The following is a 24,410-nucleotide window of genomic DNA, read 5'->3' as shown; positions in this document are numbered from 1 at the left end:
CTGGACCTTCTCCTGGTACATCGCCCGGGACAGGGACTCGATCAAGTCCATGTCGACGACGGAGTAGTTGGTGCTGCGGTGGTAGTCGAAGAGCTGCTGTTTCACCTCGCGGGGGGCGCCGTAGTACAGGTCGACGGCCTCGGGGTCGAAGATCTTGTTGGCGAACGGGCTGTCGTCGGCCGGGGTGTAGCCGTACTTGGCGAAGACGGAGCAGATCTCGGCGTCGGGGAAGCTGCGGTGGAGGTAGTCGACGGCTTCCGCCGCGCTCTGGCCGGCGCCGAGGACCACGGCGCGGCGTACCGGTGCGCCGGAGCGCTGGACTTCGTCGACCCGGGGCAGCAATTCGCTGGTGTGCCAGACCCGTTGGGAGAGGAGGGTGCCGGGCGGCAGGTGCGGTTCGAGGCCGGTGGCCACACAGATGCTGCGGGCGCGGCGGACGGTCAGGTGGTCCGGGTCGCGGGGATCGCGCGTGGTGACGTCGAAGTGACGGATCTCACCGTCCTCGGTGACCGGGCGGACAGAGACGACCTCGGAGGAGTACTCGACGAGATGTGCGACCCGGGCGGCCGCCCATTCGAAGTAGTCGTGGAACTCGATCCGCAGCGGGAAGAGGGTCTTCAGGTTGAGGAAGTCGACCAGTCTGCCCCGGTCCTGCAGGTAGCACAGAAAGCTGAAGTCGCTGGTCGGGTCACGCATCGTCACCAGGTCCTTGAGGAAGGAGACTTGCATGGTGGCGTCGTCGATGAGCATGCCGCGGTGCCAGCCGAAGCGGGGCTGTTTCTCCAGGAATCCGACCCGAAGGGCGTCGCCGTCATCGGATTTGACGGAGTGTTCGTGGAGTGCGATGGCGAGTGCGAGATTCGATGGCCCGAATCCGATGCCCAGTACGTCGTAAACGGAGTCCGGCCCGGTCTGCAGTGTCGTCACCGCGTCATCGCCTCCCAGTAACGGGTTCACAGTGTTCCCCAAGTGGGGCCACAGCCTCCCCCAAGCAGACACATATTAGATAAGGTAAGCCTTACCTAGCAACGGCTGAGGAGGGCTCATATGCGGGTCGTCATGTTCGGTTACCAGACCTGGGGACACCGAACGCTGCAGGCTCTGCTGGACTCCGGGCACGAGGTGGTTCTGGCGGTCACCCATCCCAAGAGCGACCACGCGTACGAGAAGATCTGGAGCGACTCGGTCGCCGATCTGGCCGAACAGCACGGTGTGCCGGTGCTGTTGCGCAACCGGCCGGGCGACGACGAGCTGCTCGGCAGGCTGAAAGAGGCGGACCCGGACCTCATCGTGGCGAACAACTGGCGTACCTGGCTGCCGCCCGAGATCTTCGACCTGCCGCAGCACGGGACGCTCAACATCCATGACTCGTTGCTGCCGCAGTACGCCGGCTTCTCCCCTCTCATCTGGGCCCTCATCAACGGTGAGAAGGAGGTCGGTGTCACCGCCCACCGCATGGACGCCGAACTCGACATGGGCGACGTCCTGTTGCAGCGGGCGGTGCCGGTCGGGCCGCACGACACGGCGACGGACCTGTTCCACCGCACGGTCGATCTGATCGGGCCGCTGGTCACCGATTCGCTGGAACTCATCGCCTCCGGCAAGGCCGTGTGGACGCCGCAGGACCGCTCCCGGTCGAGCTTCTTCCACAAGCGATCGCTGGAGGACAGCCGCATCGACTGGACGTGGACCGCCGAGGAGTTGGAGCGGTTCGTACGGGCCCAGTCGGATCCGTACCCGAACGCCTTCACCCACCACCGCGGCGAGCGCCTGCGGATCGTCTCCGCCGCCGTCTCCGAGGGGCGCTACGGCGGTACTCCGGGCCGGATCTTCATCCGGGAGGGCGACGGGGTCGTCATCGTCGCCGGTGCCGAGGCACGCTCGGGGCGGCTGCCCGGGCTGCTGGTGAAGCGGGTGCGGACGGAGGACGGCACGGAGTACGCGGCGACGGAGTACTTCCGCACGATGGGCGGCTATTTGACGGCACATCCGTAAGCGGTCGGGGCGCCCGGACTGGTAAGAGGTCCGGGCGTCCGGCAGCCGCTCAGGGCACCGCCAGTGCGTGTCAGCCGGTGGTGCCCGACACGGGTACGGCAGTGGAGTCCGTGCCCTCGTGGTGGCGGCCCATCGGGATGACCATCGGAGTGCCGCTGACCGGGTCCTCGCCGACGACACACCGCAGACCGAAGACGTCCTCGACCATCGGGGCGGTGATCACGTCGGCGGGGGCGCCCTCGCCCGCGATGCGGCCGGCCTTCATCGTGATGATGTGGTCGGCGTACCGGCAGGCCTGGTTGAGGTCGTGCAGGACCATGACGACGGTGCGGCCCTGGTGCCGGTTGAGGTCGGTGACCAGGTCGAGGACGTCGATCTGGTGGGCGAGGTCGAGGTAGGTCGTCGGTTCGTCCAGCAGCAGCACCGGGGTGCCCTGGGCGACGGCCATGGCGATCCAGGCGCGCTGCCGCTGCCCGCCGGAGAGTTCGTCGACGGACCGGTGGGCGAGGTCGGTCATGGCGGTGGCTCTGAGCGCCTCGTGCACGGCCTCCTCGTCGGACTGCGACCACTGCCGCCACCAGGTCTGGTGGGGGGAACGGCCCCGCCCCACCAGGTCGATGACCGTGAGACCCTCCGGGGCGACCGGCGCCTGCGGGAGGATGCCCAGCTTCTGGGCCAGGGTACGGGTCGGGATGGAGTGCACCGAACGGCCGTCGAGATGGACCGTGCCGGCCTTGGGCATCAGCAGCCGGGCCAGAGCGCGCAACAGGGTGGACTTGCCGCAGGCGTTGGCACCGACGATGGCGGTGACGCGGCCGGTGGGGATCACCAGGTCGAGGTCCTCGACGACGACGCGATCGTCATACGCCAGACGCAGGCCCTCGGCGCGCAGGTCGGGGCCGTCGACGGGGGCGTCGGCGCGGCGGTCGCCGGCGGCGCGGGTGCGGCCATGCCGGTCATGGCTCGACTCGTACTTCGATGACACGTCTTCAGCCTCCTGAACCGGCGCGGTTGGCGCGGATGAGCAGCCACAGCAGTACGGGGGCACCGAGCACGCCGGTGACGACTCCGACCGGGAGTTCCGTGTCCGGGATGAGTTTCCGGGCGGCGAGGTCGGAGCCGAGCACCATCACGGCGCCGGTCAGTCCGGCGGCCAAGGGCGGGGGAAAGGCGGTGCCGGCCAGGCGCTGGGCGACCTGGGGTGCGGCGAGGGCCACGAAGGCGACCGGCCCGGCGGTCGCCGTACCGAAGGCCACGAGTCCTACGGCGATGAGCAGCACGGCCACCCGGACGACCTGCACCCGGGTGCCGAGGCCCCGGGCGACGTCGTCCCCCAGCTGCAGGGTCCGGATCTGCCGTCCGAGCAGCAGCGCCGCGGGGAGCAGTACGGCCATGGTGAGGGCGAGGGGGCCGATCTGGTCCCAGGTGCGGCCGTTGAGGTTGCCGACGAGCCAGCCGAGGGCGGCCTGTGCCTGGAAGCGCTGGCCCCGGGCCATGAGGTAGTCGGTGGCGCTGGTGCAGATCCAGGCGACGCCGATGCCGACGAGGACGATCCGGTAGCCGGTCGTGCCGCGCTTCCAGGCGAGGACGTACACCAGCAGCCCGGCGGTCAGCGCGCCGAGCAGTCCCAGGGCCTGGGTGCCCATGCCGCCGTCCCAGCCGAGCACGATCCCGGCGACCACCGCGGTACCGGCGCCCTGCGTGATGCCCATCATGTCGGGGCTGGCCAGCGGGTTCAGGGTCACCGTCTGGAGCAGGGCACCGGAGACGCCGAACGCGACCCCGACGAGCAGCCCGGCCAGGGCCCGGGGCAGCCGCAGCTCGTGGACGATGAGCTCGGTGGCCGGGTCGCCCGTGCCCACCAGGGCCTTCATCACATCGGTGAGCGGCAGGTCGATCTCCCCGACGGAGGTCTCCACGGAGAAGGCCAGGAAGGCCAGACCCGCGAGCAACAGACAGACACCCAACAGCCGGGGCCGCACCACCCCGGAAACAGGCGGCACGGGCAACCGAAAGGCGATCCGCCCGGCCGTACGCCCCTTGGGCACGACAGCCACGCCATCCCTGGGGCCCACCCCGGACACGAGGTCGGTACTCATCGGCTCACAGCTCCACAGGTTCGGTCGTCATGGGCCGACAGCGCCAGGGATACGGACGGCGCGGGCGACCAACGCCACGGCTCACCGACCAAGCGCTCACAACTCCACAGTTCAAAACTCATGGCCTCACAGCTCCGCGAGTCGGCGGCGGCGGACCAGGGCGATGAAGAAGGGGCCGCCGATGAAGGCGACGAGGATGCCGGCCTGGACCTCGGTGGGGCGGGCGACGAGGCGGCCGGCGATATCGGCGGTCAAGAGGAGACAGGGGGCGAGGACGGCCGACAAGGGGAGGAGCCAGCGGTGGTCGGGGCCGATGCCGGCGAGCCCGGCCAGGACTCGGGCGATGTGCGGGACGACGAGACCGACGAAGACGACGGGGCCGATGACTGCTACCGCTCCCCCGGTGAGCAGGGTGATGGCCACGACGCCCTGGACCCGCACGAGGCCGAGCTTGAGGCCGAGCGACTTGGCGACGTCGTCGCCGAGGGCGAGGCTGTTCAGCGCGGGAGCGCAAACCAGTGCGAGGACGGCGCCGACGGCGAGGAACGGCAGGACGCGGAGCAGGACTTCCTCGTCCTGGTTGGCGAGCGAGCCGGCGTTCCAGAAGCGGTAGCGGTTGAGCGCGTCCGGGTCGGTGAGGGCGATGGCGCTGGTCAGCGAGAAGAGGAGGGAGGTCACGGCGACGCCGGCCAGCGCGAGTTTGACCGGTGTGGAGCCGGACCGTCCGAGGCCGCCGAGGAGGTACACCAGCAGGCTCGCGACGAACGCCCCGGCGAAGGCGAACCAGATGTACCCGTACACGGAGCCGATGCCGAGTACGCCGACCGACAGGACGACGGCGAAGGCGGCGCCGGCGCTGACGCCGAGGATGCCGGGGTCCGCGAGCGGATTGCGGGTCAGTGCCTGCATCAGCGCGCCGGAGAGGCCGAGAGCGGCACCGGTGGCGAGGCCAAGGGCGGTGCGGGGCAGGCGTACGGACCAGATGACGTTGTCGATACGGGAGTTGGGTGCGTCCCCGAGCAGGGTGTGCCACACCTGGTCGAGGGGAACGCCGAGCGCGCCGAACGCCATCGACAGGGCGCACAGCGCGAGCAGGGCCGTGCCCGAGAGAGCGAGCAGCAGTACTGCGCGGGGGCCTTTCGCCGCCCGGACCGTCGAGGTCCCCACGTCTTCAACTTCCTTTGATGAGGCTTGCCTTAACTGTAGGCCGAACTGGCTGTTGAACTGTAGGACGAGCGCGGATTGCCGTACCCGATACCCTGGGAAGTCTCTTTGAACCCCCTGTGAATTAGGTAACCCTTACCTTAGTATGACGGCGACCCCGGTCCAGGGCCGGGACCCCGACCCGCTGGGGAGGCTCGCTGCTGTGTGCGGTTCCGAGGAAGTACTGGCCCATTGGCGACGGTTGCTCACACCGCTGCCGCTGGAGATCTCACTGCCCGCCGATCGGCCTCATCCGCCTCAGCCGGTAGCGAAACGGGACACCCGCACCCTGTCCGACGTCCCGGACACCTCGGACCTCGAACAGCTCGCGGCCTTCGTCGCCCTGCTGCACCGCTACACCGGGGCGACGGACCTGACGGTCGGACACGACGGTCTGCCGCTCCGCGTGTCGGTCGAGCACGAGCCCACCTTCGGGGAGTTGGTGCGGCGCGTTACCCAGGCGTGGGAGGAGGCGGAGACACACCGACTGCCCGTCGGCCTCCTGGTCGACGAGCTGGCGCCCCGGCCCACGCGTGGCGGTGGGCTGTTCTTCAACACGGCGTTCGCGACCACCGCCCGGCCCGCCGGTGAGCTGCCCGCCCCGCTCGATGTGCTGCTGGAGGTGAGCGAGGGCACGGCGCGTGCCACGTACCATCCGGGCCTCTTCGACGGGACGACGGTCGAGCGGCTCCTCGGCCACTACCGCACCCTCCTCGCCGACGCGCTCGCCCGCCCCGACACGCCCGTGGCCCGCCTCGACCTGATGGGCCCCGAGGAGTACCGCCAGGTCGTCGTCGGCTGGAACGACACCGAGCACGCGGTCCCGGCGGACACCTGGCCCGCGATGTTCGCCGCGCAGGTGCGCCGGCGGCCGGACGCGGTGGCCCTGGTCTTCGAGGACGAGGAACTCACCTACGCCGAACTGGACGAACGGGCCAACCGACTGGCCCACGCCCTGATCGCGCGCGGCGCCGGCCCGGAGCGCATCGTCGCCCTCGCGCTGCCCCGCTCCGCCGAGCTCATCGTCGCCGAGGTGGCCGTCCTGAAGTCGGGCGCCGCCTATCTGCCGATCGACCACGACTACCCGGCGGACCGGATCGCGTACATGCTCGGCGACGCCCGCCCCGTCTGCATGGTGACGACCGCGGACACCGCGCGCGAACTCCCCGAGCCGGCCCACGGTATGGCGCTCCTTGAGCTGGACTCGCCTGCCGCAGCCACCGAGTTGGCCGAGCGGCCGGTCCACGATCCGACCGACACCGACCGAGGGGCGCCCCTCACCGTCCTGAGCGCCGCCTATGTGATCTACACCTCGGGCTCGACCGGCCGCCCCAAGGGCGTCGTGCTCGCGCACAGCGGGGTGGCGAAGCTGGTGGCCACGCAGAGCGAGCGGTTCGGCATCGGCCCGCACAGCCGGGTACTGCAGTTCGCGTCGCCGAGCTTCGACGTGGCGTTCTGGGACCTGTGCCTCGGGCTGCTCTCCGGCGGCCGGCTCGTCGTCGTACCGGCGGAGCGGCGGGTGCCGGGCGCGCCCCTCGCCGACTACGCGAACGCGCACGGCATCACCTTCATGATCCTGCCGCCGGCGCTGCTCGCCGCCATGCCGGACGACGTCCGACTGCCGCCCACCGCCACGCTGTTGGCGGGCACCGAGCGCGTCTCCCCCGAGCTGGTGGGCCGGTACGCGCGCGGGCGGATGATGTTCAACGCGTACGGTCCCACCGAGGCCACCACCAACTCCACGCTCGGGCTGTGCGATCCGGACACCCCGGCCGGGGCGATCGTCCCGATCGGCGTACCCGACCCCGGGACCCGGGCGTACGTCCTCGACGCGTTCCTGCGGCCGGTGCCCGCCGGGGTCACCGGCGAGCTGTACCTGGGCGGGGCGGGCCTGGCGCGCGGCTATCTCGGGCGGCCGGATCTGACCGCCGAGCGGTTCGTCGCCGACCCGTTCGGGGAGCCCGGCGAGCGGCTCTACCGCACCGGTGACCTGGTACGGCGCAGAGCCGACGGCCGGCTGGAGTTCCTCGGTCGTGCCGACTCCCAGGTCAAGATCCGTGGGTTCCGTATCGAGCCGGGTGAGGTCGAGTCCGTCCTGCGCGGGCATCCGGCCGTCGACCAGGTCACCGTGGTCGTCCGGGAGGACCGGACCGGCGACCGGCGGCTCGTCGCGTACGTCGTGCCCGCCCTCGACGGGCCGCGCGCCACGGATCCGGACGCGCGCGTAGAGGAGTGGAAGGAGCTGCACGAACTCCTCTACGGCGCGGCCGGTTCCGAGGGTTCGCACGAGCGGGAGGACGGCGGCGCGGCCGGGGATTCCGGCGGTTCCGGCTTCCGTGAGAACTACGCGGGCTGGAACAGCATGTACGACGGGACGCCGATCCCCGTCGAGGAGATGCGCGAGTGGCGGGCCGCGACCGTCGAGCGGATCCGTGAACTCGGCTTCCCCGGGCGGGTGTTGGAGATCGGTGTCGGCAGCGGTCTGATCCTGTCCCGGATCGCGCCCGGCTGTGCGGCGTACTGGGGCACCGACCTGTCGGCCGAGGCGGTCGCGGCGCTGCGCGCCCAGGTCGACACCGATCCGGCGCTGGCCGAGAAGGTCGAGCTGCGGGTCCAGCCCGCGCACGAGACCGAGGGGCTGCCGGCCGGGTACTTCGACACGGTGGTCATCAACTCGGTGGCCCAGTACTTCCCCAGCGGGGAGTACCTCGTCGACGTCCTGCGCAAGGTCTCGGACCTGCTGGCGCCCGGTGGGCGGATCTTCGTCGGCGACGTACGCAATCTTCGGCTGCTGCGTACGCTGCGGGCGGCCGTGGAGACCAGGCGGTCGGCCGGTGACGAGGGCGAGGACAAGAGCGCGCTGCGCGCGGCCGTCGAGCGTTCGGTGCGCTGGGAGGGCGAACTCCTCCTCGACCCGGACTTCTTCGCCGCGCTGGACGGCTTCGACGCGGAGATCCGGCTCAAGCGGGCCGCGCACCACAACGAGTTGAGCCGGTACCGGTACGACGTCGTACTACGGCCGGGGCCGCCCACGACCGTTCCCGGCGTCCCTGAGGAGGAGGTCCACTGGGCCGCCGTCGGCGGGCTCGCCGGGCTGGCGGGGCTGTTGGCCGGGCGGCCGCGGCGGCTGCGGGTCACCGGTGTGCCCAACGCCCGTCTCGCCGACGATCTGGCGGATCTGCGGCGGCTCGAGGGCAGCAGCCGGGAGGAGGCCACCGGCGTCGATCCGGAGAATGTGCACGCGCTGGCGGCGGAGCACGGTTACCGGGTGGCGCTCACCTGGAACGGGAACGCCGACGACGGGGCGTTCGACGCCGTACTCGTCCTCGACGGCCCCGTCGGCCGGCTGTACCGCACGGCGGGTGCCTACCCGCACGCCAACAGTCCCGCGCCGTTCCGTGATGTCGGCGCGCTGATGCGGATCCTGCGTGGGCACGCCGCCGAGTGGCTGCCCGACTACATGGTGCCGTCGGCGTTCGTGCCGCTGCACGCCCTGCCGGTCACGCCCAGCGGCAAGATCGACGGCAGGGCGCTGCCCGCGCCGGACTACGCGGCGATGAGCTCCGGCCGCGCCCCGCGTACCTCGCGCGAGAGGCTGCTGTGCGCGCTGTACGCCGAGGTGCTCGGCCTGGACGCGGTGACGGCCGAGGACGACTTCCTCGCGCTCGGCGGTGACAGCATCACGGCCATCCAACTCCTCATCAGGGCAAGGGAGTCGGGGCTGAGGCTCACCACGCGTGAGGTGTTCCGGCACCGCACGGTCGAGGCCCTGGCGCAGGCGGCCGTCGAACGCACGGCCGAGGAGACCGTCGACGTCCCGCTCGTGGAGGTCGACGAGGCCGAACTCGCCGAGATCCAGGGCGCGCACCCGCTGTCGATCGAGGAACTTCTGCCGCTGACCCCGCTCCAGCAGGGCTTCTTCTTCCACTCCGTCACCGGCGGCGCCGACGGCGACACCTACGTGGTCCAGCAGGTCATCGACCTGGCCGGGCCCGTCGACGGCGCCGTGCTGCGCCGCGCCGCGCAGCGTCTGCTGGACCGGCACGCGCCGCTGCGGGCGGTCTTCCGTCAGCGCCCGGACGGTACGCCGGTGCAGATCATCACCGAGCGCGTCGAACTGCCGTGGCGGGAAGTCGACCTGTCGGCTCAGGACGGCGGGGTGCGTGAAGCGCTGGGCGACGCGGTGGCCGCGGACGAGCGGGCCCGGGGTTTCGACCTGAGCGCGCCCCCGCTGCTGCGCTGTGCCCTGATCCGACTCGGCGACCGGCGCAGCCGACTTGTGCTGACGTTCCATCACATCATCGCGGACGGCTGGTCCTTGCCCGTCCTCCACCGCGAACTGATGGCGTACTACGGCACCGACACGCCCCCGCTGCCCGAGGTCGCCCCGTACCGGACGTTCCTACGTCGCCTCGGCGAACAGGACCGCGACGCAGCCCGCACGGCCTGGCGTACCGCGCTCGCCGGACTCGACGAGCCCACGCGGCTGGCCGGTACCCCGGCAGACCCGGCTCCCGTACGCCCGGGCCACATCCGGGTGGAGCTCTCCGAGCGGACCACCGCGCGGCTCGCCGAGCGGGCCCGGGAGCACGGTGTCACCCTCGGCACGGTGGTCCAGGCCGCCTGGGGGCTGCTGCTGGGCAGGCTGACGGGGCGGGACGACGTCGTGTTCGGCACGACGGTCTCCGGGCGCGACGGCGAGGTCGACGGCATCGCCTCGATGGTGGGCCTGTTCATCAACACCCTGCCCACCCGCTTCCGTTGGGCACCCGGCGAGACCCTCGGCGCGCTGCTCGTCCGCCTCCAGGAGGAGCAGGCGCGGCTGCTCGACCACCAGCACCTCGGGCTGGCCGAGATCCAGCGGCTCTCCGGTCACGCGGGCGCGGGCGAACTCTTCGACACCCTCGTGGTGTTCGAGAACTACCCCGCCGAGGCGGATCTGCGGGACGCCTCCGGCAGCGTACGGATCACCGGTGACGCCTTTCACGACGCGGTGCACTATCCCCTCGCGCTCGTCGTCAAGCCCGGGCGGCGTCTCGACCTGCGGCTCAAGCACCACGCCGAGCGCCTCGACGGCGACGAGGTCCGCGCGCTCGGCGACCGGCTGGCGCGGGTCCTGGAGGCGATCGCCGAGGGCCCGGAGGGGCCGGCCGCGACCGTGGAGCTGCTGTCCGCCGACGAGGCACTGCGCGCCCACCCCGCCGGCGAGGAGCGCCTCGCCCCGGAGACCACGCTGGCCGAGGCGTTCACGGCGCAGGCCGCCCGCACGCCGGACGCGACGGCCGTCGTCTTCGAGGGCGAGCGGCTGACCTATGCCGAACTCGACGCCCGTTCCGAGGCGTTGGCCGCCCGGCTGCGCGGCCGTGGTGCCGGTCCGGGGGCCTTCGTGGCGATCGCCGTACCGCGTTCGGCGGAGCTGATGGTGGCACTGCTTGGGGTGCTGAAGTCGGGCGCCGCGTATCTGCCGGTGGACCTGGACTACCCGGCGGACCGGGTGGCGCACATGCTGGCGGACTCCGGCGCCACGACCGTGGTCACGTTGTCCGGCACGGCCGACCGGCTACCGCAAGGGAACGCTCCCTCGGTGCTGCTGCTCGACGCCATGGCGGCCGGCGACACCCACGCGACGGACGGCGACGTCCGGGCGGCGGTCGGGGAGCCCGTTTCCGCCCGCCCCGACGACCCCGCCTACCTCATCTACACCTCCGGCTCGACCGGACTGCCCAAGGGCGTCGTCGTCACCCATCGCGCCATCGTGAACCGGCTCGCGTGGATGCAGGGGGCGTATGGACTGGGCCCGGACGACCGGGTGCTGCAGAAGACGCCGTCCAGCTTCGACGTGTCCGTGTGGGAGTTCTTCTGGCCGCTGCTGGAGGGCGCGACCGTGGTGCTCGCCCGCCCGGACGGCCATCGCGATCCCGCCTACCTGGCCGCCCTGGTACGCGAGTGGGGCATCACCACGATGCACTTCGTGCCGTCGATGCTGGAGGCGTTCCTCCAGTCGGACGAGGTCACCGGCGATCCCGTCTGGGCGGCGTCTCTACGGCGGGTGCTGAGCAGCGGCGAGGCGCTCCCGGTGGCCGCAGCGAGCCGCTGGCAGGCGCTGACGGGGGTGCCGCTGCACAACCTGTACGGCCCGACCGAGGCGGCCGTCGACGTCACGTACCACCCGTACGACTCGGACACCGACCAGGGTGTGTCCGTGCCCATCGGGCGGCCCGTGTGGAACACCGGTCTGCGGGTCCTGGACACCTGTCTGCGGCCCGTCCCCGACGGGGTCCCCGGTGAGCTGTATCTGACCGGGGTCCAGCTCGCGCGCGGCTACCATGCCCGCCCGGCGCTGACCGCCGAGCGGTTCGTGGCCGACCCGTACGGGCCGCCCGGCAGCCGTATGTACCGCACCGGCGACCTCGTACGGCGCCGCGCAGACGGGGTGATCGAGTATCTGGGCCGTACCGACCGCCAGGTGAAGCTGCGCGGCAACCGGATCGAGCTCGGCGAGGTCGAGGCCGCGCTCGTACGGCTGCCGGCGGTGGCCCAGGCGGCCGTGACGGTACGGGACGACACTCTCGTCGCGTATGTGGTGCCCGTGGGCGGCGCCGAGCCGACCGCACCGCACGAGTCCCTGGTCACCGACCTCCGCGAGGCCCTGGCGGATGCCCTCCCCTCCCTCATGGTCCCGGGTGCCTGGGTGGTCCTCGACGCGCTTCCGCTCACCCCGAGCGGCAAGCTGGACCGGGCCGCGCTGCCCGCCCCGCAGGCCGTACACGCCAGGGGCACCCGCGCCCCCGGCAACCCTCGGGAGCAGTTGCTCACCGAGATCTTCGCGGCCGTGCTGAAGCTGGCGGACGTCGGTGTCGACGACGACTTCTTCCTGCTCGGCGGCGACAGCATCAGCTCGATCGCCGTCGCCAGCCGGGCCCGCCGCGCAGGTCTGGTGTTCGGCCCGCGTGAGGTGTTCGAGCACCGCACACCGGCGGCGCTCGCGGCGGCCACCGTCGACGCGACGGCGCCCGAGGCGGCGGCCACCGCCGCCGCGTTCACCCTCACCGAAGAGGAACGCGAGCGGGTCGAGCGGCTGGCACCGGGCCGGGTCGAGGACGTGTGGCCCCTCGCCCCGCTCCAGGAGGGCCTGTTCTTCCACTCCACCTTCGACGCCGGCTCGCTGGACGTCTACACGGTCCACGAGTCCTTCGACTTCGCCGAACGCGTCGACACGGAACGGCTGTTGGCAGCCACGCGCACGCTGCTGGCCCGCAATCCCAGTCTGCGCGCCGGGTTCACGAGTGAAGGGCTGCGCCAGCCGGTGCAGTTCATCGTGCGGGACGCCGAGATCCCGCTGACGGAGGTGGATCTGTCGGGGCTGCCGTCGGCCGAACAGGACCGGCGGATGCGGGAGTTGCTGGAGGAGTCGCGGGCGCAGCGCTTCGACCTCACCAGCCCGCTCCTCTTCCGGATGCTGCTCGTACGGCTCGGCGACGAGCGCGGCGACCGGCTCGTCATCGGCCGCCATCTGATCCTGTGGGACGGCTGGTCGGCCTGGCTGTTCCTGGACCAGCTCTTCGCGCTGTACGAGAGCGGGGGTGATCCGGCGGGTCTTGCCCGTCCCGGCTCGTACCGCGACTATCTGACCTGGCTGGAGCGGCAGGACGACACCGAGGCGACCCGGGCCTGGCGAGCCGCCCTGTCCGGTTTCGAGGAGCCCACGCTTCTGGTGCCCGCCGCACCGGACCGTGGCGCGGAGCCGGTCGTCCCGGAGCACCTGGACGCCGTGCTCGACGCGGAAGTCGCGGAGCGGTTGCGCGACACCGCCCGCGGCCAGGGGCTGACGCTCAACACCGTGCTCAACGCGGCCTGGGGGCTGGTCCTGGCCGGCGCGACCGGCCGCACCGACATCGCGTTCGGCACGACGGTCGCCGGGCGGCCGAGCGAGGTGCCGGACGTCGAGAACGTCATCGGCATGTTCCTCAACACCGTGCCCGCCCGCATCGCCTTCGACCCACGCGAACCGGTCCTCGACCTGCTGCGCCGGATCCAGGGCGAGCGGCTGGCGGTCATGCCGTACGAGTATCTGGGCCTGGGTGTGCTGCAGGCCGAGACAGGACACCGGCGGCTGTTCGACACGTTGTTCGTGCTGCGCAACGCCGACACCGACGAGCGGCTCGCCGAGCTGCGCGAGCGGCACGGCGCGACGGCCGTGGCCAATGTGGACGCCACGCACTATCCCGCGAACCTGGTGGTCACGCCCGGTGAGCGGGTGCGGGTGACACTCGCCTACCGGCCGGACCAGCTGGAGGCGTCGTACGCGCAACGCCTGCTGGACCGTTTCGTGCTCCTCGTCGAGCGACTGGTCGCCGACCCGGCCGCCGCCGTCGGCTCGCTCGACCCGCTGCTGCCCGCTGAGGTCGCCGCGCTGGCCCGTGAGGAGGCCGAGAACCGGCAGCCCGTGCCGCACGAGACGGTGGCGGACATGCTGGCCGCGCAGGCCGCCCGCACCCCGGACGCGACGGCGCTCGTCTTCGGCGCCCAGACCCTGACGTACGCCGAACTCGACGCCCGCTGCAACCGGATGGCCCGGCTGCTGATCGCGCGCGGCGCGGGTCCCGAGGAAGTCGTCGCGCTGGGGCTGCCGCGCTCGATCGACATGGTGGTGGCGCTGTTCGCCGTACTGCGCACGGGGTCGGCGTATCTGCCGCTGGAGCTGGACCATCCGGCCGAGCGGCTGTCGCTGATGCTGGCGGACGCGCGCCCGCTGCTCCTGCTGTCGACGCAGGCGGTGTCGCGGACGCTGACGGGCTACACGCCGCGTGTGCTGCTCGACGACCCGGAGGTGGCGGCCGAACTCACCGTCCTCTCCGCCGATCCCGTCTCGGTGTCCTTCAGCCTGGACCACCCGGCGTACGTGATCTACACCTCGGGTTCGACCGGTCGCCCCAAGGGTGTCGTCACCCCGTACGTGGGCCTGACGAACATGCAGCTCAACCACCAGAAGGAGATCTTCGCCCCCGCGATCGCCTCGGCCGGTGGCCGGCGGCTGCGGATCGCGCACACGGTCTCCTTCGCCTTCGACATGTCCTGGGAGGAGCTGCTGTGGCTCGTCGAGGGGCATGAGGTGCACGTCTGCGACGAGGAGCTCAGGCGGGACGCGACCGCGCTCGTGGCGTACTGCGAGGAACACCGCGTCGACGTGGTGAACGTGACGCCGACGTACGCCCATCTCCTCATCGAGGAGGGCCTGTTGGAGGGGCACCGGCCGCCGCTGGTGCTGCTCGGCGGCGAGGCGGTCACCGAGACCGTGTGGAACACGCTGCGGGACACCGAGGGGACGTACGGCTACAACCTGTACGGCCCTACCGAGTACACGATCAACACGCTCGGCGGTGGTACGCACGACAGCGCGACCCCGACCGTGGGGCGCCCGATCCGCGCCACCCGGGCGCGCATCCTCGACACCTGGCTGCGGCCGGTGCCGGACGGTGTGGCGGGCGAGTTGTACATCGCGGGTGTCGGACTCGCCCGGGGTTATCTGGACCGGCCGGGGCTGACCGCCGAGCGGTTCGTGGCGGACCCGTACGGGCAGCCGGGCGAGCGCATGTACCGCACGGGGGACCTGGTGCGGCGCCGGCCGGACGGGAACCTGGACTTCCTCGGCCGGACCGACGACCAGGTCAAGATTCGCGGTTACCGGGTGGAGCTTGGCGAGATCGAGACGGCGCTCGCGCAGCATCCCGAGGTGTCGCGGGCGGCCATGATCGCCCGGGACGACACCTCCGCGCCGGGCACGAAGCGGCTGGTGGGGTATGTCGTCCCGGCGGAACCCGACGACGAGGCGCTCCAGGAGGCCGAGCGGGAGCAGATCGGCGAGTGGCAGGAGATCTACTCGGCGGAGTACACCGAGATCGGCACGGCCGTCTTCACCGAGGACTTCGCGGGCTGGGACAGCTCCTACGACGGTGAGCCGATCCCGCTGGACCACATGCGGGAGTGGCGCGAGGCGACCGTCGAGCGGATCGGGGAGCTGAAGCCGAAGCGGATCCTGGAGATCGGTGTCGGATCGGGCCTGCTGCTGTCGCGGCTCGCCCCGGCCGCCGAGTCGTACTGGGCGACGGACTTCGCGGCACCCGTGATCCGCAAGATCGGCGAAGACCTCAGAGCCGACCCGGAGCTGGCGCGGAAGGTGGAACTGCGCTGCCAGCCGGCCGAGGTGACCGACGGTCTCCCGGTCTGCCACTTCGACACGATCGTCATCAACTCCGTCGTGCAGTACTTCCCCAGCCTGGACCATCTGCGCAAGGTGATCCGGGGCGCGATGGCGCTGCTGGCGCCGGGCGGTGCCCTGTTCCTCGGTGACGTGCGCGATCTGCGGCAGGCCCGGGTGTTCCAGACCGGCATCCAGGTCGCCCGCGCGGGTGCGGACGCCGATCCGGAGGCTCTGCGCCGGGCGGTGGACCGGGGGCTCGCGCTGGAGAAGGAACTGCTCGTCGACCCGGACTGGTTCACGACGCTGGGCGTGGGCGTCGAGATCCACACCAAGGCGGGGCGGCACCAGAACGAGCTGACGCGCTACCGGTACGACGTGGTGCTGTACGCCGCCGGGTCGCACCTTCGGTTGGCCGACGCGCCGGTGCACGAGTGGTCCGGGCCCACTGCGCTGCCGGCGCGGCTCGAAGGGCTGGAGCTGCTTCGGGTGCGGCGGATCCCGGACGCCCGTACGGCGGGTGACCTCGGCGCGATGCGGGCGATGGACGCCGGACGCCCGCCGGGCGCGGGCTCGGCGGTCGCGGCGGGCGTGGAGCCGGAGGACGTACGCGCGCTGGGGGCCGGCCTGGGCTACCTCGTGCTGACCACCTGGTCGGACGAGCCGGGCTTCTTCGACGCCGTCTTCGTACGGGGTACGGCAGCCCGGCGCACGGCGGACCTGTATCTCGCACTCCCCGACCGTGGCACCGCCCCGTACGCCAACACCCCCACGGCCACGCGCGGCAACGGTGCCCTCGTACGGCGGCTCCGTGAGGACCTGGGGCGGCGGTTGCCCGGCTATATGGTCCCGGCGGCCTTCGTGGTCCTGCCCCGGCTGCCGATGAACGACAACGGCAAGCTCGATGTGCGTGCCCTGCCGGACGCGGAGCCGGCGGTCGCGCTGTCCCAGGGTCGGGGTCCGGCGACGCCCGTCGAGGAGGTGCTGTGCCGGCTCTTCGCCGAGGTGCTGGGGCTGCCCGGCATCGGCGCGGAGGACAACTTCTTCGACCTGGGCGGCCATTCCCTGCTCGCGACCCGGCTGATCAGCCGGGCCCGCACCGAGCTGGGCGCGGAACTGGCGATCCGGGACCTGTTCGAGGCGCCCACGCCGGAGGCCCTGGCGTCGCGGGCGGAGGCCGGACGCCCCGCTCGTCCGGTCCTGCGGCCCGCGACCGACCGGCCCGCACGGATCCCGCTGTCGGCGGCCCAGCGGCGGCTGTGGCTCGTGGAGCGCATCACCGGGGGCGGGGTCGCGTACAACTTCCCGCTCGTCTTCCGGCTCCGTGGCGAGCTGGACCTCGACGCGTTGCGGGCCGCGCTGCGCGATGTGACCGGCCGTCATGAGTCCCTGCGGACGAGGTCCTTGGAGGAGGGCGGAGAGCCGTACCAGTGGATCGTGCCGCCGGGTGCGGCCGAGCCCGAGTTCCAGGTGGCTGACATCACCGAGGACGAGCTGGCCTCGCGGATCGAGGCGGCTCAGCGCCGTCCGTTCGATCTCCGGGCCGAACTGCCGGTCCGGGCCGAGGTGTTGCGGCTGGGCCCGGCTGAGCATGTGGTGGCGCTGGTGTTGCACCACATCACCACCGACGAGTGGTCGGACCGGCCGTTCCTCGGTGACCTGACCGTCGCGTACCGGGCCCGCGTGGAGGGCCGTGCACCGGAGTGGGCTCCCCTGCCGGTCCAGTACGCCGACTACACCCTCTGGCAGGACACCCTGCTCGGTCAGGTCGGCGAGGCCCAGCTCGCCCACTGGACCGACGCCCTGGGCGAGCTGCCGGGGGAGCTGGCCCTGCCCCTGGACCGGCCCCGGCCGGAGGAGCCGAGCGGGCGAGGGGGCAAGGTCCGCGTGGAGCTGACCGCCGAGACCGCGCGTGCGCTGCGCGAGCTGTCCGGCGCCACGGGCACCAGCATGTTCATGCTGTTCCAGGCCGCGACCGCGACGCTGTTGCACCGGCTCGGTGCCGGGGACGACATTCCGCTGGGGGCGCCCATCGCGGGCCGCACGGACGACGCGCTCGACGGCCTGGTCGGCTTCTTCGTGAACACGCTCGTCCTGCGCACCGACCTGTCCGGCACCGACCGCGATCTGACCTTCCGTCATCTCCTCGCGCGGGTGCGGGAGTCGGCGCTGAAGGCGTTCGAGAACCAGGACCTGCCCTTCGACCATGTCGTCGAGGCGCTGAATCCACCCCGTGTCGCGGGCCGCAACCCGCTCTTCCAGGTCATGCTCGGCTACCACTACCGGCCGGACGGCGACCCGGATGTGCTGGGCATGCCGACCGAATGGTTCGACATGGACACGGGCATGGCGAAGTTCGACCTGCATTTCACGTTCGTGGACGAGGTGGGCCGGGACCGGCTCACGCTGCTCCTGGAGTTCGCCCTCGACCTGTGCGACGAGTCGACGGCCCAGCGGCTCGCCGGTCGTCTCGTGCGGTTGCTGGAGCAGGTCGCCGCCGAACCGGATGTCCTCGTACGGGATGTGGAGGTGCTGGAGGAGGCCGAGCGGGAGTCGGTGCTCGTGCGGTGGAACGACACCGGGTGTGACGTACCCGCGACGACTCTGCCCGAGCTCTTCCGCGCGCAGGTGGCCCGAACCCCGGACGCCCTCGCTCTCGTGCATGACCAACAGCGGCTGACGTACGCCGAGTTGGACGCGCGGGTCGAGCGGACGGCTCGGGTGCTGGCCGGTCTGGGTGTGGGCCCGGAGCGTACGGTCGCGGTGGCGCTGCCGCGTTCGGTGGACCTGGTCGTCGCCCTGCTGGCGGTGCATCGGGCGGGCGGGGCGTATCTGCCGCTGGACTCCGACCAGCCGCAGGAACGGCGCGACCTCATGCTGGCGGAGGCGCGGCCGGTGTGTGTCGTCGAGGGCGCCCTGCCGGACGGACCGGAGGGCGAACTGCCCACGACCTACGACCCGTTGAGTCCGGCCTATGTGATCTACACCTCGGGTTCGACCGGCCGCCCCAAGGGTGTCGTGGTCCCGCACGAGGGCATCGTGAACCGGCTGCTGTGGATGCAGGACGCCTACGGTCTGACGGCGGACGACCGGGTGCTGCAGAAGACGCCGGCCGGCTTCGACGTGTCGGTGTGGGAGTTCTTCTGGCCGCTGATCACCGGGGCCACGCTGGTGGTCGCGCGACCGGAGGGCCACCGGGATCCGGCGTATCTGGCCGGGCTGATCCGCGAACAGGGCGTGACGACCGTGCACTTCGTGCCGTCCATGCTCCAGGTGTTCCTGGCGGAGCCCGCCGCCGGGCGGTGCGTCGGGCTGCGTCGGGTGATGTGCAGCGGTGAGGCGCTGCCGTTGCCGGTGGCGGAGCGTTTCCACGAGGTGCTGCCGGCCGAGCTGCACAACCTGTACGGGCCGACCGAGGCCTCGGTCGACGTCACCGCCGTCCAGGTGGAACCGGGTGCCGAACGGGTGGTGATCGGGCGTCCTGTCCGGAACACCCGGGTCCATGTGCTGGACGCGGCGTTGCGGCCGGTGCCGCCCGGTGTCGCGGGTGAGCTGTACCTCGCGGGCGTGCAGCTCGCGCGCGGCTACCTCGACCGCCCCGGTCTCACGGCCGAGCGGTTCGTCGCGGACCCGTACGGCGCACCCGGCGCCCGTATGTACCGCACGGGCGACCTCGCCCGCTGGCGGCCGGACGGCACGCTGGAGTTCCTGGGGCGTACCGACCACCAGGTCAAGATCCGGGGGGTGCGCGTCGAACCCGGCGAGGTGGAGGCCGCGCTCGCCCGGCACGAGTCCGTGGCCCACACCGTCGTCGTACCGCACGACCAGCGGCTCGTGGCGTACGTCGTCCCCACCGCCGGGCAGAGCGCCGACCCGGCCCTGCTGCGGGGGCACGCCGCCGCGGCCCTGCCCGAGCACATGGTCCCCGCGGCCTTCGTCGTCCTCGACGCGCTGCCGCTCACGCCCAACGGCAAGCTGGACCGCCGGGCGCTGCCCGCTCCCGACTTCGCGGCGGGCAGCGGCACCGGCGGCCGGGGACGCGATCCCCGGGAGGAGATCCTCTGCGGTCTGTTCGCGCAGGTCCTGGGCGTGGAGAGTGTCGGCGTCGACGACGACTTCTTCGCCCTGGGCGGGCATTCGCTGCTCGCGATGCGGCTGGTCGCCGGGGTACGGGCCGCGTTCGGGGCCGAGGTGTCGCTGCGTACGGTGTTCGACACGCCGACCGTGGCGGGGCTCTCGCGGCGGCTGGCGGAAGGCTCGGTGAGCGGTGCCGGGGCCCGGCCGACGCTGGGGGTGCGGACGCGTCCCGAGCGGCTGCCGCTGTCGTCGGCCCAGCAGCGGCTGTGGGTCCTGTATCAGGTGGAGGGGCCCAGTGCGACGTACAACATCCCCTCGGCCTGGCGGCTGACCGGTGCGCTGGACGTCGAGGCGTTGCGGGCCGCCGTGCACGATCTGGTCGTACGGCACGAGACGCTCCGCACGATCTTCCCCGACGAGGAGGGGCGGGCTTTCCAGCGGGTGCTGGAACCCGGCGAGGTGCGCGTCCCGTTCGAGGTGGAGGAGACGGACGCCGAGCGGCTTCCCGAGCTGCTGGCACGCGCGGGGGCGTACGGCTTCGAGCTGGACCGTGAACTCCCGTTGCGTGTTTATGTGTTCCGCACCGGTGAGGCGGAGTGGACGCTGTTGCTCCTGCTGCACCACATCGCCGGTGACGAGTGGTCCGAGGGGCCGCTGCACCGGGACCTGGCGGTCGCCTACACGGCCCGTACGGCCGGGCGGGCGCCGGAGTGGGAGCCGTTGCCCGTCCAGTACGCGGACTACACGCTGTGGCAGCGGGACGTCCTCGGCGACGAGAAGGACCCGGACAGCCTGGCGGCACGCCAGATCGCCTACTGGCGGCAGGCGTTGGCGGGGCTTCCGGAGGAACTGGCGCTGCCCGTCGACCGGCCGCGTCCGCTGGAGTCGAGCTATCGGGGCGGCGCCGCCGATCTGTCGCTGGACGCCGAACTGGCGGCGGAGCTGCACCGGTTGGCGCGGGAGCACGGCGTCAGCGTGTTCATGGTGATGCAGGCCGCCGTGACGACCCTGCTCACCCGGCTCGGAGCGGGCCACGACATCCCGATCGGCAGCCCCATCTCCGGGCGGACCGACGCGGCCCTGGAGGACCTGGTCGGGTTCTTCCTCAACACGCTGGTGCTGCGGACGGACACTTCCGGCGAGCCGACGTTCCGGGAACTGCTCGCCCGTGTGCGGGAAAGCGATCTGGCCGCCTTCGACCACCAGGACGTGCCGTTCGAGCGGCTGGTGGAGGTGCTCAATCCGGCCCGGTCGCTGGCCCGGCATCCGCTGTTCCAGGTGATGGTGGTGTATCTGGCGGCCGGGGACGACGACTCCGGTCTGCCCGGACTGCGCTCCCGGCGGGACGAGGTGGCGGGCACCACCGCGAAGTTCGACCTGTCCTTCGACTTCGTGGAGCGCGGCGACGGCAGCGGTGTCGACGGTGTGCTGGAGTACAGCGCCGACCTGTTCGATCACGCGACCGCGCAGTCCTTCGCCGACCGGCTGCGGCGTGTGCTGCGCGCGGTCGTCGCGGACCCGGACCTCGCTCTCGGGCACATCGACATCCTCGGCGTCGACGAGCGGCGGGCACTGGTCGGTGGCTGGCACAGTCGGCCGGTCGACACCGCGCCGACGACCGTGCCCGCGCTCTTCGAGGAGCGGGTACGGAACCATCCCGAGCTGCCCGCCGTGGCCTCCGACGGTGTCGAGCTGACCTTCGCCGAGCTGAACACGGAGGCCAACCGCCTGGCCCGGCGGCTTGTCGAACTCGGCGCCGGTCCCGAGAAGTTCGTGGCCCTCGTGCTGCCGCGTACCGCCCGGTTCCTGGTGGCCGTGCTGGCCGTGCACAAGGCGGGCGCGGCCTACCTTCCGCTGGACCCCGACGCGCCGACGGAACGTACGGCGGACGTCCTCGACGACGCCCGGCCGGTGCTGACGCTCACCACCCGGGACCTGCGGACGGCCCTTCCGCCGGACGCCGAGCCGCTGGTGGTCGACGACCCCGCCACCGCCGACCGGATCGCCGCCCAGGACGCCACGGACCTCACCGACACCGACCGGACCGCGCGCCTGACACCGCGCCACCCGGCGTACGTCATCTACACCTCCGGCTCCACCGGCCGCCCCAAGGGCGTCGTGGTCACCCACGAGACCCTCGGCAACCTCTTCCACAGCCACCGCGAGACGCTCTACGCACCGGCTGTCGAGGCCGCCGGGCGGCGGCATCTGCGGGCGGGGCACGCCTGGTCGTTCTTCTTCGACGCGTCCTGGCAGCCCCAGCTGTGGCTGCTGGACGGGCACTGCGTGCACATCGTCTCGGAGGAGGTGCGGCGCGATCCCGAGTTGCTCGCCGCGGCCGTGGTGGCGCACGGGTTCGACTTCCTGGAGGTCACCCCGTCGTTCTTCGCCCAGATGGCCGATGCCGGGCTGCTGCGGGGCGACGACTGCCCGCTCGCCGTCGTCGGCGTCGGCGGCGAGGCCGTCCCGGTCGCGCTGTGGCGGCGGCTGGCCGCGCTCGGCGGCACCGAGGCGTTCAACCTCTACGGGCCGACCGAGTCGACCGTGGACGCGCTGGTGGCGCGGGTCCGTGACAGTGAACGGCCGCTCGTGGGACGGCCGGTGACCGGAACCCGGGCGTACGTCCTGGACGGGCGCCTCCAGCCCGTGCCGCCGGGCGTCACCGGCGAGCTGTATCTGGCCGGTGGCGGCCTCGCCCGTGGCTATCTGGGCGCTCCCGGGCTGACGGCCGAGCGGTTCGTTGCCGATCCGTTCGGTGCGCCCGGCGCGCGGCTGTACCGGACCGGCGACCTGGCCCGCTGGACGGCCGACGGGCGGCTCGACTACCTCGGCCGGGCCGACGACCAGGTCAAGATCCGCGGCTTCCGCATCGAACCGGCGGAGATCGAGTCCGCGCTCACCGCCCATCCGGCTGTGGGTCAGGCGCTGGTGACGGTACGTCAGGACGGTCCGCGCAAGCTGCTCGTGGCCTACGTGCTCCCGTCGTCCCCGGGCGCCGCGCCCGACCCGGCGGGCTTGCGCGCCCATGTCGCCGCCCGGCTGCCCGACCACATGGTCCCGGCCGCCGTCGTGGCCCTGGACCGCTTCCCGGAGCTGGCGAACGGCAAGCTCGACCGGGCCGCGCTGCCCGCGCCCGACTTCTCCGCCCTCTCCTCCGGACGCGCACCCGACACGCCGGTCGAGAAGACGCTCTGCAAGGTCTTCGCCGACGTCCTGGGCCTCGAAGAGGTTGGTGTGGACGACGACTTCTTCACCCTGGGCGGCGACAGCATCGTCGCCATGCAACTCGTCGGCCGGGCGCGCTCGGCGGGCGTGCGCATCACGCCCCGGCTGGTCTTCCGTCACCGTACGGTGGCCGCACTGGCGGCGGTCGCCGAGGCGGTCGACACCACAGCACGTCGGCCGGAGGACGACGGCACCGGCGTCGTGCCGCTCACCCCGGTCATGCACTGGCTGCGCGAACTGGGCGGCCCGTTCGCCTCGTACCACCAGTCGGCGCTCGTCCGCACCCCCGCCGCACTGGACCTGCCCGGCCTGACCGCCGTGCTCCAGGCCGTCGCCGACCGGCACGACCTGCTGCGGGCGACCCTCGTGCGGCCCTCGCTCCACAGCACCGAGGACTGGTCGCTGCGCGTTCCGCCGGCCGGGGCGGTCGACGCCGCCGGGTGGATCGACCGGGTGGACGTGGCCGGCCTCGACGCGGAGGCGCTCGCCGAGGCCGTACGGGAGCACGCGCACGCGGTGCGGGGCCTGCTGGACCCCGACGCGGGCGCGATGGTCAGGGCCGTGTGGTTCGACGCGGGCGACGCGCCCGGGCGGCTGCTGCTGATGGCCCACCATCTGGTGGTGGACGGCGTGTCGTGGCGCGTCCTGCTGCCGGACCTGGCGGCGGCCTGGCTGGAGGTGTCCGCCGGGCGGCAGGTCCGGCTCGACCCGGTCGACACCTCGTTCGCCCGCTGGTCGCGGCTGCTCACCGAGCTCGCGCAGGCCCCGGACCGCGAGACCGAACTCGCCGTCTGGACCGGCGTCCTGGACTCCGGCACGGAACCCTTCCCGCTCGTCCGCGAGCCCGACCCGGACCGCGACACCACCGCCACCCGGCGCGAGGTCGTCCTGCGGATGCCCGCCGAGCACACCGGTCCGCTGCTGTCGGCCGTACCGGCCGCTTTCGGGGCCGGCGTCAACGACGTGCTGCTGGCGGGGCTCGGGCTGGCCTTCGCCGACTGGCGGCGGCGCGGCGGCGGGTCGGACACCTCGGTGCTGGTGGATCTCGAAGGGCACGGCCGCGAGGAGGAGTTGGGCGGGGAGGGAGTCGACCTCTCCCGTACGGTGGGGTGGTTCACCAGCGTCTACCCCGTACGGCTCGATCCCGGACCGGTCGATCCGGCCGACGCCTTCGTGGGCGGCCCGGGGGCGGCGGAGGCCGTACGGCGGACGCGCGAGCATCTGGCGGCGCTGCCCGCGAACGGTGTCGGCTACGGCATGCTGCGCCACCTCAACCCCCGTACACGCGAGGTGCTGGCGGCCTGCGAACCGGCGCGCGTGGAGTTCAACTACCTGGGCCGGTTCGGCATCCCGGAGGAGACGGACTGGTCGTACGCGCCTGAGGACGACGCCGCGGCCGACATCGGGCCGGAGGACGCGATGCGGGAGGGTCACGCGCTGGAGATCAACGTGGTGACCGAGGACCGGGCGGACGGGCCGGTCCTGGCCGCGCACTGGTCGTATCTCGAAGGACTGTTGCCACGCGAGACGGTCCAGGATCTCGCCGAGACCTGGTTCCGGGCCCTCCAGGGGCTGATCGCGTGGGCGGAGCGGAACACGAACCGAGCATGAGG

General features: G+C 72.2%; 6 protein-coding genes. 2 read left to right on the top strand and 4 right to left on the bottom strand.

Going from position 1 to position 24,410, the window contains the following annotated elements; all coding sequences use genetic code 11:
* Window positions 1–927, bottom strand: a 927-nt coding sequence (locus tag F3T56_RS41340; protein ID WP_149830613.1) for a SidA/IucD/PvdA family monooxygenase, incomplete at its 3' end; no start/stop codon positions are given.
* A gap of 120 nt (window positions 928–1,047) precedes the next feature.
* Here F3T56_RS41340 and F3T56_RS41335 point away from each other — a divergent pair.
* Window positions 1,048–1,995, top strand: a complete 948-nt coding sequence (locus F3T56_RS41335) for a methionyl-tRNA formyltransferase (RefSeq protein ID WP_149830612.1) — start codon at window positions 1,048–1,050, stop codon at window positions 1,993–1,995.
* Window positions 1,996–2,065: 70 nt separating this feature from the next.
* On the opposite strand, the gene F3T56_RS41330 is transcribed toward F3T56_RS41335, so the two are convergent.
* The 3 genes from F3T56_RS41330 to F3T56_RS41320 all read right to left on the bottom strand — a co-directional run bounded on the left by F3T56_RS41330 (window position 2,066) and on the right by F3T56_RS41320 (window position 5,261).
* Window positions 2,066–2,980: an ABC transporter ATP-binding protein gene (locus F3T56_RS41330; RefSeq protein ID WP_149830611.1), complete on the bottom strand. Its 915-nt coding sequence runs from the start codon at window positions 2,978–2,980 to the stop codon at window positions 2,066–2,068.
* Window positions 2,981–2,984: 4 nt separating this feature from the next.
* On the bottom strand, window positions 2,985–4,094 hold the full coding sequence (locus tag F3T56_RS41325; protein ID WP_246204377.1) for a FecCD family ABC transporter permease: 1,110 nt from the start codon (window positions 4,092–4,094) through the stop codon (window positions 2,985–2,987).
* A 126-nt stretch (window positions 4,095–4,220) separates the two neighbouring features.
* Window positions 4,221–5,261, bottom strand: a complete 1,041-nt coding sequence (locus F3T56_RS41320; protein WP_149830610.1) for a FecCD family ABC transporter permease — start codon at window positions 5,259–5,261, stop codon at window positions 4,221–4,223.
* Window positions 5,262–5,460: 199 nt separating this feature from the next.
* Between F3T56_RS41320 and F3T56_RS41315 the strand changes: the two genes are divergently transcribed.
* On the top strand, window positions 5,461–24,408 hold the full coding sequence (locus F3T56_RS41315; RefSeq protein ID WP_149830615.1) for a non-ribosomal peptide synthetase: 18,948 nt from the start codon (window positions 5,461–5,463) through the stop codon (window positions 24,406–24,408).
* Window positions 24,409–24,410: the final 2 nt, after the last annotated feature.

It is taken from the genome of Streptomyces tailanensis, assembly GCF_008386495.1.
GTDB classification, from domain to species: domain Bacteria; phylum Actinomycetota; class Actinomycetes; order Streptomycetales; family Streptomycetaceae; genus Streptomyces; species Streptomyces tailanensis.
The sequence above is the reverse complement of the archived record's forward strand: the minus strand, read 5'-3'. Positions and strand labels throughout refer to the sequence as shown.

What these genes read in the sequence shown, in the direction of transcription:
- F3T56_RS41335 (WP_149830612.1), top strand. Translation starts at nt 1,048, where the DNA reads ATGCGGGTCGTCATGTTCGGTTACCAGACCTGGGGACACCGAACGCTG.
- F3T56_RS41325 (WP_246204377.1), bottom strand. Translation starts at nt 4,094, where the DNA reads ATGAGTACCGACCTCGTGTCCGGGGTGGGCCCCAGGGATGGCGTGGCT.